Source organism: Micromonospora sp. NPDC048170 (genome assembly GCF_040652795.1).
Lineage (GTDB): Bacteria > Actinomycetota > Actinomycetes > Mycobacteriales > Micromonosporaceae > Micromonospora.
In genome coordinates this window covers 1-15,433 of record NZ_JBEZMR010000048.1, presented here as the reverse complement: position 1 = coordinate 15,433, position 15,433 = coordinate 1, and the positions used below count along the sequence as shown (strand labels likewise).

At 73.3% G+C, this 15,433-nt stretch carries 8 protein-coding genes; 6 read left to right on the top strand and 2 right to left on the bottom strand.

Annotation, left to right across the window (positions count from 1 at the left end; translation table 11 throughout):
- Positions 1–2 precede the first annotated feature (2 nt).
- The 6 genes from AB0D32_RS31485 (at position 3) to AB0D32_RS31460 (ending at position 13,698) form a co-directional block, all read left to right on the top strand.
- Positions 3–9,254: an SDR family NAD(P)-dependent oxidoreductase gene (locus AB0D32_RS31485; protein WP_357098124.1), complete on the top strand. Its 9,252-nt coding sequence runs from the start codon at positions 3–5 to the stop codon at positions 9,252–9,254.
- A gap of 55 nt (positions 9,255–9,309) precedes the next feature.
- Positions 9,310–10,506, top strand: coding sequence for an alpha-hydroxy acid oxidase (locus tag AB0D32_RS31480; protein ID WP_357098121.1), 1,197 nt, complete (start codon positions 9,310–9,312; stop codon positions 10,504–10,506).
- A gap of 100 nt (positions 10,507–10,606) precedes the next feature.
- A complete protein-coding gene (locus AB0D32_RS31475; protein ID WP_357098136.1) occupies positions 10,607–11,482 on the top strand; it encodes a VCBS repeat-containing protein in 876 nt (291 codons plus the stop codon).
- A 63-nt stretch (positions 11,483–11,545) separates the two neighbouring features.
- Positions 11,546–11,791: a ferredoxin gene (locus AB0D32_RS31470; RefSeq protein WP_357098118.1), complete on the top strand. Its 246-nt coding sequence runs from the start codon at positions 11,546–11,548 to the stop codon at positions 11,789–11,791.
- A 191-nt stretch (positions 11,792–11,982) separates the two neighbouring features.
- Positions 11,983–12,408 carry a pantetheine-phosphate adenylyltransferase gene (gene coaD, locus AB0D32_RS31465; protein ID WP_357098115.1) on the top strand — a complete coding sequence of 142 codons (426 nt, stop codon included), beginning with the start codon at positions 11,983–11,985 and terminating at the stop codon, positions 12,406–12,408.
- A 177-nt stretch (positions 12,409–12,585) separates the two neighbouring features.
- Positions 12,586–13,698, top strand: a complete 1,113-nt coding sequence (locus AB0D32_RS31460; protein WP_357098113.1) for a hypothetical protein — start codon at positions 12,586–12,588, stop codon at positions 13,696–13,698.
- Here the strand turns inward: AB0D32_RS31460 and AB0D32_RS31455 are convergent.
- Both AB0D32_RS31455 and AB0D32_RS31450 read right to left on the bottom strand, forming a co-directional pair.
- Entirely contained in the window at positions 13,695–13,928 is a 234-nt protein-coding gene (locus AB0D32_RS31455; RefSeq protein ID WP_357098110.1) for a hypothetical protein, read from the bottom strand. The genes AB0D32_RS31460 and AB0D32_RS31455 overlap by 4 nt on opposite strands.
- A 57-nt stretch (positions 13,929–13,985) precedes the next feature.
- Positions 13,986–15,197, bottom strand: coding sequence for a cytochrome P450 (locus AB0D32_RS31450; RefSeq protein WP_357098107.1), 1,212 nt, complete (start codon positions 15,195–15,197; stop codon positions 13,986–13,988).
- Positions 15,198–15,433 lie beyond the last annotated feature (236 nt).

Below are 15,433 nucleotides of genomic sequence, written 5' to 3'. Positions count from 1 at the left end.
TGATGGCGAACGAAGAGCAGCTTGTCGAGTACCTCCGGCGCGTGACGGCCGACCTGCACGAGACGCGGCGGAAGCTGCGGACCGCGACGGAGCGGGAGCCGATCGCCATCGTCGGCATCGGCTGCCGCTTCCCCGGCGGCGTACGCTCCGCCGACGAGCTGTGGGAGCTGGTCTCGTCCGGCGGGGACGGCATCACCGACTTCCCCACCAACCGGGGCTGGGACCTGGACGACCTGTTCGACCCGGACAGCGGCACCGGCACCAGCTACGTGCGTCGCGGCGGCTTCCTCCCGGACGCCACCGACTTCGACGCGGGCTTCTTCGGCATCAGCCCGCGCGAGGCGCTCGCGATGGACCCGCAGCAGCGGCTGATGCTGGAGACGTCGTGGGAGGCGTTCGAGCACGCCGGTATCGACCCGCACTCGCTGCGGGGCAGCCGGACCGGCGTGTTCGTCGGCGCGAACAGCGTCGAGTACCTGAACGCCATGCAGCGCGACGTGGACGCGCTGATCGGCTACACGATGACCGGGGTCGCGGGCAGCGTCGTGTCCGGCCGGGTGTCGTACGTGCTGGGGCTGGAGGGCCCCGCCGTCACCGTGGACACGGCGTGCTCGTCGTCGCTGGTGGCGATGCACGTGGCCGCGCACGCGCTGCGCAGCGGCGACTGCGACCTGGCGCTGGCCGGCGGCAGCTGCGTCATCGCCACGCCCGGCACGTTCGTGGAGTTCTCCAGCCAGAAGGGGCTCGCCCCGGACGGGCGGGTGAAGGCGTTCGCCTCGGCGGCGGACGGCACGGCGTTCGGCGAGGGCGTCGGCGTACTCGTGCTGGAGAAGCTGTCGGACGCGCGCCGCAACGGGCACCAGGTCCTGGCCGTGCTGCGTGGCTCGGCGGTGAACCAGGACGGCGCGTCGAACGGCCTCACCGCGCCGAACGGGCCGTCGCAGCAGCGGGTCATCCGCGCCGCGCTGGCCAACGCCGGGCTCACCACGGCCGACGTGGACGCGGTGGAGGCGCACGGCACGGGCACCACGCTGGGCGACCCGATCGAGGCCCAGTCGCTCATCGCCACCTACGGCCGGGAGCGCGACCGGCCGCTCTGGCTCGGCTCGGTGAAGTCGAACCTCGGGCACACCCAGGCCGCGGCCGGCGTCGCCGGCGTGATCAAGATGGTCATGGCGATGCGGCACGAGGAGCTGCCCCGCACCCTGCACGTGGACGCGCCGTCGCACCACGTGGACTGGGCCGACGGCGCGGTCCGACTGCTGAGCGAGCCGGTCCGGTGGCCGCGGGGCGAGACCCCGCGCCGGGCGGGCGTCTCGTCGTTCGGCATCTCGGGCACCAACGCCCACGTGCTGATCGAGGAACCGCCGGCCGCCGAGGCCCCGCAGAGCGGCGCGCCGGCCGGGGGCCCCACTGCGTGGGTGCTGTCGGCCCGGACCGAGGCGGCGCTGCGCGACCAGGCGGTCCGGCTGCGCCGGCACCTGTCCGACGACGTCGCCGAGCACGACGTCGCGTACGCGCTCGCCACCACCCGCGCCCGCCTCCCGCACCGCGCCGTCCTCGTCGGGGACCGGGCGGAGCTGTCCACCGCGCTCGACGCGCTCGCCGACGGCGGAGCCGCCCGCAACCTCGTCACCGGGCTCGCCGAGGCCGGCGACCGCACCGCGTTCCTCTTCCCCGGCCAGGGCTCGCAGTGGCTGGGCATGGCCACCGAACTGCTGGACACCTCACCCGTCTTCGCCGCCCGGATGGCGCAGTGCGCCGCCGCCGTGGACCGGCACACCGACTGGAAGCTGCTCGACGTGCTGCGCGGCGTCCCGGGCGCGGCCTCCCTCGACCGGGTCGACGTCGTGCAGCCCGCGCTGTTCGCCATGATGGTCTCGCTGGCGGCGCTGTGGCGCTCGCACGGGGTCGAGCCCGCCGCCGTCGTGGGACACTCCCAGGGCGAGATCGCCGCCGCCTGCGTGGCCGGCGCGCTCTCCCTGGACGACGCCGCCCTGGTGGTGACCCGGCGCAGCCAGCTGATCGCCGTGGACCTCGCCGGGCGGGGCGGCATGGTGTCCGTGTCGGAGCCGGTGGCGAAGGTCGCCCGGCGGCTGCGGCCCGGGCTGTCGGTCGCCGCCGTGAACGGCCCGTCCACCGTGGTCGTCTCGGGCGCGCCCGAGGCGCTCGACGACCTGCTGGCCGGGTGCGAGCGCGACGAGGTCCGCGCCCGACGCATCGACGTCGACTACGCCTCGCACTCCGCACACGTGGAGTCGATGCGCGACGAGCTGCTCCGCGTCCTCGCGCCAGTACGACCCCGCACCGGCGACATCCCGCTCTACTCCACCGTCACCGGGGAACTGCTCGACACCGCCGAACTGGACGCCGGGTACTGGTACCGCAACCTGCGGCAGACCGTCGAGTTCGAGCAGACCGTGCGCGGCCTGATCGCCGACGGGATCGACTCCTTCGTCGAGGTCAGCTCGCACCCGGTGCTCGTACCCGCCGTGCAGGACCTGCTCGACGAGGCGGACGGCGGCTCGGTCGTCGGCACGCTGCGCCGCGACGAGGGCGGCCTGCGCCGGTTCCTGCTGTCGCTGGGGCAGGCGCACACCCGGGGCGTACGGCCCGACTGGGCCACGCTGGTCACCGCCCCCGCCCGACCGGTCGCCCTGCCGACGTACGCCTTCCAGCGCCGCACCTTCTGGCCCACCGGCGCGGGCGGCCCGGTCGACGCCACCGGTCTCGGCCTGGGCTCCACCGGGCATCCGCTGCTCGGCGCCACCGTGTCGCTGGCCGGCGCGGACGGGGTGCTGCTCACCGGCCGGCTGTCGACGTCGGCGCATCCGTGGCTCGCCGACCACCGGGTGGCCGGCCGGATCTTCCTTCCCGGCACCGCCTTCGTCGAACTCGCGATCCGTGCCGGCGACGAGGTGGGCGCCACCGAGGTCGAGGAGCTGACGCTCGAAGCGCCCCTGGTGGTGCCGGAGCGCGGCGCGGTGCAGGTCCAGCTCCGGGTCGGCGAGCCCGGCCCGGGCGGCGCCCGGCGGCTGACCGTCCACTCGCGGCCCGACGGCGACGGCCCGTGGACCCGGCACGCCACCGGCACCCTGGGCGCCGGCACGCCCGGCGCCGACGACCGGGCCACCGCCCCGGCCGGCGTCTGGCCACCCGAGGGTGCCGAGACCGTGGCCACCGGCGAGCTGTACGACCGGTTCGCGGCGCTCGACGTGACGTACGGCCCCGCCTTCGGCGGCCTGGGGTCGGTGTGGCGCCGGGGTGACGAGGTGTTCGCCGAGGTCACCGCGCCCGAGGCGGCGAAGGTCGCCGGCTTCGGCCTGCACCCGGCGGTGCTCGACGCGGCGCTGCACCCGCTCGGCCTGGGCGTCTTCACCGAGGACGACGGCGAGGGCGGGCCCTGGCTGCCGTTCGCCTGGCACGGGGTGACCCTGCATGCCACCGGTGCCGCCCGGCTCCGGGTCACCATCCGCCCGGCCGGCCCGAACGCCGTCGCGGTGACCGTCGCCGACCACGCCGGCGCGCCGGTCGCCACGATCGAGGCGCTGGCCGTCCGCCGCCTGCCCGCGGGCGCACTCGCCGAACTGACCAACCCACGCCACCAGGCGATGCACCTGCTCGACTGGGTGCCGGTCCCGGTGGGCGAGGGCGCCGCCACGGTCGCGGTCGTCGGCGGCGAACTGCCCGGCGCCACCGCGTACGACAGCCTCGCCACGATCGTCGAGGTGCCCGACTACGTGGTCCTGTCGGTCACCCGGGACGGCGACGACCTCGTCGCGGCCACGTACCGGGCGGTGGAGCGCACCCTCGCCGCCGTCCAGGAGTGGCTCGCCGACGACCGGTTCGCCGCCGCCCGGCTGGTCGTCCTGACCGAAGGGGCCACGGACGCGACCGAGCCCGCCCTCGCCGCGGTGTGGGGGCTGCTGCGCTCGGCCCAGTCCGAGAACCCCGACCGGTTCGTCCTCGTCGACGTCGTTGGCGGGCGGTGGGCGCCGAACCTCGTGCCCGCGCTGCGCTCGGGCGAGCCGCAGCTCGCCCTGCGCGGCACCGAGGTCCTCGTACCCCGCCTCGCCAAGGCGACCGGGCAGCCGGGCCCGACCCCGCAGCTCACCGGCACGGTCCTCGTCACGGGGGCGTCGGGCACGCTTGGCGGCCTCGTCGCCCGGCACCTCGTCGCGCGGCACGGCGTCCGTCGGCTCGTACTCGCCGGCCGCCGTGGCATGACCGAGGACCTGGCGACGCTGCACGACGAGCTGACCGCCCAGGGCGTCCACGTGACGGTCGCCGCCTGCGACGCCGCCGACCGCGCGGCGCTGGCCGCACTCGTCGCGGAGCATCCGCCCACGGCGGTCGTGCACACGGCCGGCGTCCTGGACGACGGGATGATCCCGTCACTCTCGCCGGAGCGGGTCGCCACCGCGCTGCGCCCCAAGGTCGACGCGCTCGTGAACCTGCACGAGCTGGCCGGCGACCTGAGCGCCTTCGTCGTGTTCTCCTCGGCCGCGGGCGTCCTCGGCGGCCCCGGGCAGGGCAACTACGCGGCGGCCAACGCGTTCGTCGACGCGTTCGCCGCGCACCGGCGCGCCCGGGGCCTGCCCACCGTGTCACTGGCGTGGGGCATGTGGGCGCAGCGCACCGGCCTCACCGGGGCGCTCGACGACGCCGACCTCGCCCGGATGCGGCGCTCCGGCGTGCGTCCGCTCTCCACCGAGGACGGCCTCGCGTTGTTCGACGAGGCGCTCTCCGCGCCGGAGGCCGCCCTCGTGCCGATCCACCTCGACATCGCCGCGCTGCGGGAGCAGGCGACCGGCGGCGTGCTGCCCCCGGTGCTGCGCGGACTGGTCCGCACGCCGACGCGGCGGCAGGTCTCCGCCGATGCCGCGGCGGCCTCCGACCTGCTCGCGGCCCTCGCCGGCCGGGGCCCGGCCGAGCGCCGCAAGGAACTCGTGGACGTCGTCCGTACCCAGGTCGCGGTGGTGCTCGGGCACGGCGGCGCCGACGCGGTCGGCGCGACGACGGCGTTCAAGGAGCTGGGCTTCGACTCGCTCACCGCCGTCGAGTTCCGCAACCGCCTGAACGCGGTGGTCGGCCTGCGGCTGCCCGTCACGCTGGTCTTCGACCACCCGAACCCGACGGCGCTGGCCGAGCACCTGGACGCGGAACTGTTCGACGGAGGGCCGGCCGCCGCCGTGGTCGTGGCCACGTCCGACGGCACCGACGAGCCGATCGCGATCGTCGGCATGGGCTGCCGCTTCCCGGGCGGCGCCAGCTCGCCGGAGAAGCTGTGGGACCTGGTCGCTGGGGGCGTCGACGCGGTCGCCGGCTTCCCGACCGACCGTGGCTGGGACCTCGACAACCTCGTCGACCCGGACCCGGACAAGCCCGGCCGCACCTACTGCGGGGAAGGCGCCTTCCTGTACGACGCGGCCTGGTTCGACGCCGAGTTCTTCGGCATCTCCCGGCGCGAGGCCCTGGCGATGGACCCGCAGCAGCGCCTGTTCCTGGAGACCTCGTGGGAGGCCGTCGAGCGGGCCGGCATCGACCCCACCACCCTGCGCGGCAGCCGTACGGGGGTGTTCGCCGGCCTCATGTACCACGACTACACCGCCCACCTCCAGCACCTGCCCGCCGAGCTCGACGGCTTCATCGGCACCGGCATCGCCGGCGGGGTGGTGTCCGGTCGGGTGTCGTACGCGCTGGGGCTGGAGGGACCGGCGGTCACCGTCGACACCGCGTGCTCGTCGTCGCTGGTCACCCTGCACCTGGCCGCCCAGTCGCTGCGGCGGGGCGAGTGCGGCCTGGCCCTGGCCGGTGGCGTGACCGTGCTCGCGACACCCAACGCGTTCATCGACTTCAGCCGTCAACGCGCGCTCGCCCCGGACGGCCGGTGCAAGTCCTTCGCCGCCGGCGCCGACGGCACCGGCTGGGGGGAGGGCGTCGGCGTGCTGGTGCTCGAACGGCTCTCCGACGCGCGCCGCAACGGCCACCCGGTGCTCGCCGTCGTACGCAGCACCGCGGTCAACCAGGACGGCGCGAGCAACGGCATGACGGCGCCTAACGGCCCCTCCCAGCAGCGCCTGGTCAACCAGGCGCTCGCCGACGCGGGACTGCGCCCGGCCGACGTGGACGCGGTCGAGGCCCACGGCACCGGCACCACCCTGGGCGACCCGATCGAGGCCCGGTCGCTCATCGCGACGTACGGCCGCGACCGGGGCGAGCACCCGCTCTGGGTCGGCTCGATCAAGTCGAACATCGGGCACACCCAGGCCGCCGCCGGAGTCGCCGGGGTGATCAAGATGGTGCAGGCGATCCGGCACGGCGTGCTGCCGCCGACGCTGCACGTCGACGCGCCGTCGCCGCACGTGGACTGGGCGGACGGGACGGTGCGGCTGCTCACCGGGTCGGTGCCCTGGCCGGAGACGGGTCGCCCGCGCCGAGCCGGCGTCTCCTCGTTCGGCATCTCCGGCACCAACGCACACGCGATCATCGAGCAGGCGCCCGAGCCGGTGCTGGTGGACTCGACCGTCGAGGTGCCGGTGGTGCCCCTGGTGGTGTCCGGCCGGGACCAGGCCGCCCTACGCGACCAGGCGGCCCGGCTCGCCGCGTACCTCACCGACGACACGTCCGCCGCCGACGTCGGCTTCTCGCTCGCCACCACCCGTACCGCCCTGCGGCACCGGGCAGCCGTGCTCGGCCGGAACCTCGACGAGTTGCGCGCCGGGCTGTCGGCGCTCGCCCGCGGCGAGAACGCCCCCGGGGTGGCCGACGGGGTCGCCGAGACCGCCGGGGCGACGGCCGTGCTCTTCACCGGTCAGGGGGCGCAGCGGGTCGGGATGGCGCGGGAGTTGTTGGTGTTTCCGGTGTTCGCGGCGGCGTTCGACGAGGTGTGTGGGGAGTTGGATCGGCATTTGGTGCGGCCGTTGCGGGAGGTGTTGGACAGCGAGGAGTTGCATTGGACGGGGTGGGCGCAGCCGGCGTTGTTCGCGGTGGAGGTGGCGTTGTTCCGGTTGTTCGAGTCGTGGGGTGTGCGGCCGGACTTCGTGGTGGGGCATTCGATCGGTGAGTTGGCGGCGGCGCACGTGGCGGGTGTCTGGTCGCTGGCCGACGCGGCCAGGGTGGTGGCGGCGCGGGGCCGGCTGATGCAGGCGTTGCCCACCGGCGGGGCGATGGTGGCGGTACGCGCCACCGAGGACGAGGTCGTGCCGCTGCTGTCCGGCGGCGTGGCGATCGCCGCGGTGAACGGGCCGGAGTCGGTGGTGCTCTCCGGTGGGGAGGCCGCGACCCTGGCCGTGGCCGAGGAGTTGGCCCGTGCCGGGCGCAAGACGAAGCGGCTGACCGTGTCGCACGCGTTCCACTCGCCACTGATGGACCCCATGCTCGACGAGTTCCGCGCGGTCGCCGAGTCCGTCACCCACCGGCCACCGACGATCCCCGTGCTGTCCACGGTCACCGGCGAGGTCGCCGAGCTGACGCCGGAATACTGGGTACGCCAGGTACGGGCGACGGTGCGGTTCGCCGCGGCGGTCGACGCGCTGGCGGCACGGGGCGTACGCACCTTCCTCGAACTGGGCCCGGACGCGGTGCTCACCGCGCTCGGCAGCGAGTGCGTGGCGGACGGCGAGTTCGTTCCCGCACAGCGCGCCGACCGCGACGGAGCGCTGGTGGTGACCGAGGCCCTCGCCCGCCTGCACGCTCGCGGCCTCCCCGTCGACTGGACGGCCTTCTTCGCCGGCGCGCGCCCCGTCGACCTGCCCACGTACGCCTTCCAGCGCACCCGACTGTGGCCGGACGCGCCCGCCGCCGCCGTGCCGGGCGACGACTTCTGGGCCGCGGTCGAGCGCGACGACCTGGGCACCCTGCTGGGCCTGGACGACACCGCGTCGCTGAAGGACGTCATGGTGGCGCTGTCGTCGTGGCGGCGCGGGCCCGCACCGGGCTACCAACTGCGCTGGTCACCGGTCACGGAGCTGCCGGTGGCCGCGCTCCAGGGCGTCTGGCTGGTGCCGGCGGGCACCGAGCGGATCGCCGAGGCGATGAGCCGGCACGGCGCCGACGTGCGCGGGTACCGCGACGGCACGGCCGGCGAACTGCTCGACCTGGCACCGGACCACCTCGTCGCGGGCGTGCTGACGACGCCCGCCGGCCCCACCCCCGCCGCGCTGCTCCGGGCGCTCGACGAGGCCCGCCTCGACGCCCCGGTGTGGTGCCTGACCCGGGGCGCGGTCGCGGTCACCCACACCGAGCGGGTCACCGACCTGGCCGGTGCCGCGGCGTACGGCTTCGGCCGGGCCGCCGGCTTCGCCACGCCCCGAGCCTGGGGCGGGGTCGTCGACCTGCCGGAGGCGCTCGACGATCGGACGCTGACCGCACTGTGCCGGGTGCTCACCCGGGGCGCGGGCGAGGACCAGGTGGCGCTGCGCTCGGCGGGTGTCTTCGCCCGCCGGCTCGTCGCCGCCCCCGCGCCGGCCGGTGAGCCGTGGCGGCCGACCGGCACGGTGGCGCTGCACGGCGGGCCGCTGGCGGACCGGATCGCCGCCCTGCTGGCGGCGGCTGGCGCGACGCTCACCACGGAAACCGCCGACACGGTGGTCGTCACCAGCGACGCCGACGACCCGGTCACCACCGCCCTCGCCGCCGAAGCGCGGCGGCTCGTGCTCGTGCACACGGTCGACGAGATGTTCGGGGTCGCCGGCGCCGCCGAGACGGCCGCCGTGTTCGACGCGATCGCCCAGCAGCGCGACGGGGCGGTGTCGGTCGTGGTCGGTCCGGACCTCGACGTGGAGCAGTTCGGCGCGGCGGTGGGCGCCGGCGCGGTCGGCCGGGTCGCCGCCGCCGTGGACTGGGCCACGTTCGTGCCCGACTACACCCGGTACCGGCCGAGCCCGCTGCTGCGGGACCTGCCGGACGCGACGCGCCACCTCGCCGAGACCGCCGACGACACGCTCGACGCCGACAGCCCCGACGCGTTGCGCAGGCTGCTCGACGGCGCCGACGAGGCCGAGAGCCGCACCGTGCTGTCCCACGTGGTGCGGGCCCAGACCGCGTACACGCTCGGCCTGCCGTCCGCCGCCGCGGTCGACGAGGACCAGGAGTTCCTCGACATCGGTTTCTCCTCGCTCACCGCCGTGGAGTTGCGCCGCCGGCTCGAAGCCCTCACCGGGCTGGAGTTGACCGCCGCGCTCGTCTACGACCATCCGACGCCCGCCGAGGTCGTCGAGGAACTGCTCGCCCAGCGGGCCCTCGTCCCGTAGCAGACCCACGACGAGGAGCGGACCTTCGTCGCCCCCTCACGGAAGGAAACCCCCAATGAGCAAGTCCGCTCGGATGAGCACCCTGATCAAGCCGCCCAAGGTGGCGTGGAACCCCACGGAACGGCGGCTGCTGCGCGCGGCGGGCATCGCCGACCTGCGCGCCGTCGCCCGCAGGGCCGTGCCCCGGATGGTGTTCGACTACTGCGACGGGGCGGCCGACAGCGAGCGCAGTCTCAGCCGGGCCCGGGAGACGTTCGCCAACATCGAGTTCCAGCCGTCGGTGCTGCGGGACGTGTCCGTGCTCGACACCAGCCGCACGGTGCTGGGCAGGCGGCAGAAGCTGCCGTTCGCCCTGGCGCCCGTCGGGTTCAACCGGGTGATGCACGCCGAGGGCGAGCCCGCGGTGGCCTCCGTCGCGCAGCAGTTCGGCGTGCCGTACTCGGTCTCCACCCTCGCCACCACGTCGCTGGCGGACGTCGCCGCCGCCGCGCCGGAGGGGCGGCACTGGTTCCAGCTCTACTTCGCCGAGGACCGGGCGATGGTCAAGGAACTGCTCGCCCTCGCGGAGGAGGCGAGGTTCGACACGATCCTGCTGACCCTGGACACGCCGATCTCCGTGCCGCGCCGCCGCGACATCCGCAACGGGCTCACCATCCCGCCGTCGATGAGCGTCGGCACGATGGCCGAGGCGTGCCTGCACCCGGGCTGGTGGTTCCGGCAGCTCCGGGCGGGCACCCCGTCACCGCAGGTGCTCAGGGCGACCGGCGGGTCCGCGTCGGACATGATCAAGCGGGTGTTCAACCCGCGGCTGTCCATCGAGGACGTCGAGTGGCTGCGGGGCGCCTGGTCGGGCAAGCTCGTCGCCAAGGGCGTGCAGAGCGTCGCCGACGCCAAGCGGGTCGCGGACGTCGGGGTCGACGGGGTGTGGTTGTCCACGCACGGCGGCCGCAAGCTCGACCGGGCGCCGGTGCCCGTGGAACTGCTGCCGCACGTGGTCGACGAGGTCGGCGACCGGGTCGAGGTGCTCGTCGACACCGGCATCACCTCGGGTGCGGACATCGTCGCGGCGATCGCGCTGGGCGCCACCGCCGCCGTGGTCGGTCGGGCCTACCAGTACGGGTTGATGGCCGGCGGCCGCCGTGGCGTCGTACGCGCCATGGAGATCCTGAGCAGGGAGATCGAGGTGACCATGAAGCTGCTCGGGGTGTCCTCGGTGGGCGAGCTGAACCGTTCGCACGTCCGGTTCCGCTGATTCCCTGCTATCGGGCTGGTGGGGTGACTCCCTCCGGCCCCCTTCGTAACTATCGAACTGTCGTATTTCGGGGCGTAGGTGGAGGTATTTCGTGGCACGCATGGGTGGGAATGGTCACTGCCGTTCGTTCAATGGGGACGGGAGGATGGACATCATGGTCCGTGACGACGTCACGGGTGAACTGTTGGTCTTTCCGCACGGCGGCAGCTTCCGGGGTGGCGAAACCTACGGTGAGCCGGTGCTGATCGGCACCGGCTTTCATCCGCTGCGCGATCACGGGCTGGTTCGTCCCATCGACGTCAACGGCAACGGCTACGCCGACGTCATCGGCATCAGCATGAGTCATATGAACGACAGGCACGGGATTTTCCTCTACCCGAACAGGGGTGGGCTGAACGGTCTCGACACCCTTGGTGAGCCGATTCGCATCTCGGGTGCGCGGGATGACAAGAAGTGGGAGACCCTGGGCATCGCGGACGTGGATCTGGACGGCTGTGACGACATGTTCGGCCGTGAGCAGGACGCGGGTCATGTGGATGCGTTCTTCAACAAGCGTGAGGTCAGGCAGAACGAGACGTACGACCGCACCGCGCACCGTCTGGTGACGGTGGATGTGGAGGATCTTCCGTTGGCGATGGCTGACGTCACGGGCACCGGCCGGCCTGACCTGCTGGTTCGCCGCGCGAACGGTGACCTCGACCTGTACGAGTTCGCACACGACGCCTCCGGCGAGGGTCCCTGGTGGCGGGGCGAGGGCCGGTGGTTCACGCTCGGCCATGGCTGGCAGGAGTTCGCGCACATCTCGGTGACCGACATCGACCTCGACGGCCGGCCGGACCTGCTGGCGGTACGCGCCGACGGCACGCTCGTGGTGCATCTGCACAACGGCGCGTTCGATCCGGAGCAGCCCTCGACCACGTTCTGCGCGCCGGAGGTCCTCGCGACGGGTTGGCAGAAGTATTCGGTGGTGAGCTGACGTGGCCCGCCTGCTGGAGGCCGGATGGCCCGGTGGCGCCGACATGGGACGAGAGGGGCAGCGATGAGCGACAACGGATCAGGCGGGCAGGCCGGGTGGCGGTTGAGGGTGGACTCCACCAGATGCGTCAGCTCGGGCTTCTGTGTCGGCAGTGCCCCGGACCACTTCGCGATGGACGTCGTCTCCGGGCCGCTGGCCGACGTGGTGGCGCCGTCCGACGCGGTGCTGGAGGCCGCCGACTTCTGCCCGGTGGAGGCCATCTCGGTGTTCGACGCGCAGACGGGGACACAGCTCGCCCCGAAGAGGTGACGGCGGGCCCGCGGGATGCTCCGCCCGCACGGATCGACCCGCGACACGCGTCACTACAGTCGGGCCATGAGCACCGACAACGGCGTGCGGGTCTGGCTCCGCCGGCATGGAGCTGAGCAGATCGGGCATCCCGCCTCTGCGCGGGCCATCCGCGATGCGCGGCGGGTCCTGCGGCCGTGACACCCGTACGCGTGCGAGCCGTCTACCCCGGCACCTTCGATCCCTTCACTCCCGGGCATCTGAATGTGGTGAACCGGGCGCGCGAACTCTTCGACGAAGTGGTCGTGCTCGTCGCGGTCAACAGCACCAAGCATCCGGGCGCCGACGAAGCGGAGCGGGCGGCCGCTGTCCGGGCCATTCTGCCGGTCGGGTGGACCTCCGTCACCGTCGCGGCGTGGAACGGGTTGACCTCCACCTACTGCCGTCGCCATGACGTGGGAGTGATCGTCCGCGGAGTGCGTAACACCACCGACCTCTGGGCCGAGTGCCAGCTCGCCGCGATGAACCAGTCGCTGGGTGTCCCCACGGTGTTTCTGCCTGCGCAGCCCGAACTGGCCGCGATGTCGTCGACCGCAATGCGCACGCTGGGGGAGTGGCCCTCGTCCACGCAGCCGTAGGCCGCCGTGCGGAGCCGACGTCAGTGCCCGCGAGGTGTCGACCCTGAGAAGTCCCGTCCCAGTTGGTGAGGTGGGCCGGAAATGCCGATACCCGAAGTCGATCGATGAGTCCCTATGAGATTGGCGGTCGTGCGGCGATTCTGTCCCTACCGGTTCCAGCATTAGAAGGGGGCACGCATGATCCAGATCCGCGCCGGATACCGGCGCGCCGCAGTCGCGGTGGGCGCCACGCTGATCCTCACCGTCGCGCCGATCGGCACCTCACCGGCGTACGCCGACAACCAGGTCGAGGCGTTCACGATCGGCACGAACCACTACCTCTACAAGTCCACCGGCGGCGCACCAGCCATGGTGCACGGTGAACGGGTCGCGCCGCCCGGGGGCGGCGTCGCCGTCATCCGGTCCGGATCCGGCAGCGTCACCGCGTTCGCGATCGGCACGAACGGCGGTCTCGTCATATCGCGGACCCTGCCGGCCGGCCCCGGCCCCGCCGTCACCATCGACGGTCCCTCCGCCCTGGCCCCACCCGGGGCCCCGATAGCCGCTGCCGGCTCAGACGTCTTCTTCGTCGGCCGCAACGGCGCTGTCTTCAACAGGTCATACCTGAGCAGCGCGCCGGCCGGGCCGCGGCCGATCACCGTCGCCGGCGTCGCCCCACCCGGCGCGGTTGTCGCCGCCATCCCCGGAACCACTCCCGGCGTGGCGTTCGTCGGCACCGACGGCGCACTCCGCGTGGTCCGGCAGAACGGCACCGGCACCTGGACGACCGCCCCGGCCAGCCCACCGAACTTCGCCACACCCGGTGGCGGGCTTGCCGCCATCTCCGCCGTGGCCGGATTCGTCACCGGGCTCGACGGACGGATCTGGCAGGTGAGGCTGACCGGCGGCCCGCTGCCGGACCCGTGGCAGCCGGTCGCCGTCGCCGGTACCGGTGCCGCGCCGGCCGGGGCACACCTCGCCGCGGCCCAGTTTTCCGGCGGCCCGACCGTCGTCATGTTCGCCGGCCACGACGGCGCCGTCCGGGCCACCTCGAACGTCGCCGGAACCTGGCACGAGCCGACCGCGGCCACCGCATCCGGCGTCGTCATGCCCGGAAAACCGGTCGCCACCACCATCCACGGCGACCACCTCCACGGCGACTGGTGCGGCAACAGCCTGGCGTGGCAGATCCGCATCCCGAAGCCGATCCCCCCGACAGGCCCCTATCCCGAGCCGTGGGACGCCGTCACCTACTCGTTCCAAGCCCCCAACATCCAGGCCGGCGGCCACATCGTCAACGTCCTGCGCTAGCACCACGGGCCGTCGGCTCCGGTGGCCAGGAAGATCGGGTGCAGGGCCGCGTCCCGCAGGACGACGGCGCGGTCCGCCGGCCACCCGCCGAGATCGGCGAGGTGGCCGGCGAGCCGCGCCGTCCGGGCCGCCAGCGCTGCGTTGGTCACACGCTCCGCCGCGAATCGGCGTACGCGATCCGGGTGCCGGACCGGTCGGGCGTCGGCCCGGAGCAGTCCGGTACGCGGCATGGTTCGACAACGTCTTGTCGGACAGGAGTCGCGATGCGGGCCGGGATGGGAAAGGGCTCAGACCGTGACCGGGAGGGACACGAGTGCGGGCACCAGCGGGGTACGCCGCACCTGGAGCGACTCCCGGGGCGCGGCCAGCTTGATGTCGGGGAAGCGGGTGAACAGCTGACGCAGCGCGATGGTCGTCTCCATCCGGGCCAGTTCCGAACCCGAGCAGAAGTGCGGGCCGCCGCCGAACGCCACGTGCGCCTTGTCGGCGCGGTCGATGTCGAGCACCTGCGGTTCGGGGAACCGCTTCGGGTCGTTGCCTGCCGCGGTCAGGTGCAGGAGCACCGTCTCGCCCTTCGCGATCTTCGTGCCGTCGATCTCCAGGTCCTCGGTGGCGAAGCGGCGGAAGCCGTGGTGCACGGAGCCGTGCATCCGCAGCAGCTCCTCGACGGCCACGTCGAACAGGTCCGGGTCCTTGCGGAGCCGTTCCAGCGTCTCCGGGTTGTCCAGCAGCGCCAGGGCGCCCCGGCCGATCATGCCGGCGGTGGTGTCGTACCCGCCCAGCATCGTCAGCAGGGCCAGGGCCATCACCTGGTAGACGTTGAGCTCGGGTTCCCCGTCGGCGTTCTTGGCGTGGATCCAGTACGAGAAGAGATCCTCGCCGGGCTCCTTCGTCTTCTCCTCCCGGACCATGTTCATGAAGTGCGACATCTTCGTGCGGACCATCGCGTTGGTCTCGTTGTCGCCGCTGAAGACCAGGTCCGCCCAGTGCTTCAGGTCCTTGCGGTACTCCTCGCGGATGCCGAGCACGTCGCAGACGATCGTGATCGGCAGGATGGCCGCGTAGTCCTCGACGAGGTCGCCGCCGCCCGCCGCCTCGATCGCGTCCAGCCGGGCCTCGACCAGCTGGTGCACCCGGGGGCGGAAGGTCTCCAGGTTGCGGGGCAGGAAGGTGAAGTTGATCATCTTCTTGAGCCGCGTGTGCTCCGGCGGGTCGAGGGTGACGATCGTGCCGGTCGACTCGCCCTCCGGGAAGCGCTTGCTGGTGAAGTCCCCGTTGCTGTATTCGCGGGGACGCGCGAGGCGCCGGTCGCGCAGTGCGGAGTAGACCTCGGCGTGGCCGGTCACCAGCCACACCGGACCGTGGTCGTCGAGGCAGGTCCGGTGGACGGCACCCTTCTCGTGCAGTGAGGCGTAGAGCTCGTACGCCGCGTACGGGCTCGCGAAGTAGTCGTCGTCCATCAGTCGCTGATGCCCGTGCACCGGGCACTTGTTCGCCATGTCGTCCTCGCTGTGATCGCTGGGCGGGTATCGCCGACGGCCTCCGGTGCGCCAGACGTCACGGACCGCCCGCGCGCCCATGATGTTGCCCGCAGACGGTCCACGCTCGGGTAATCGCGGAGGCTCCCGTGGTTGGTGAGTGGTCGGGTCAGCCGACGAGTGCGGGGGTTTGGATGTTGGCGTCGTGTTCGAGGATGCGTTGGTGGAGTTCTTGGAGGCTTCGGCTGGGTTCGAGG

Coding starts and splice junctions, on each gene's coding strand:
- AB0D32_RS31485 (WP_357098124.1), top strand. CDS start 3: ATGGCGAACGAAGAGCAGCTTGTCGAGTACCTCCGGCGCGTGACGGCC.
- AB0D32_RS31480 (WP_357098121.1), top strand. CDS start 9,310: ATGAGCAAGTCCGCTCGGATGAGCACCCTGATCAAGCCGCCCAAGGTG.
- AB0D32_RS31475 (WP_357098136.1), top strand. CDS start 10,607: ATGGGTGGGAATGGTCACTGCCGTTCGTTCAATGGGGACGGGAGGATG.
- AB0D32_RS31470 (WP_357098118.1), top strand. CDS start 11,546: ATGAGCGACAACGGATCAGGCGGGCAGGCCGGGTGGCGGTTGAGGGTG.
- AB0D32_RS31460 (WP_357098113.1), top strand. CDS start 12,586: ATGATCCAGATCCGCGCCGGATACCGGCGCGCCGCAGTCGCGGTGGGC.
- AB0D32_RS31455 (WP_357098110.1), bottom strand. CDS start 13,928: ATGCCGCGTACCGGACTGCTCCGGGCCGACGCCCGACCGGTCCGGCAC.
- AB0D32_RS31450 (WP_357098107.1), bottom strand. CDS start 15,197: ATGGCGAACAAGTGCCCGGTGCACGGGCATCAGCGACTGATGGACGAC.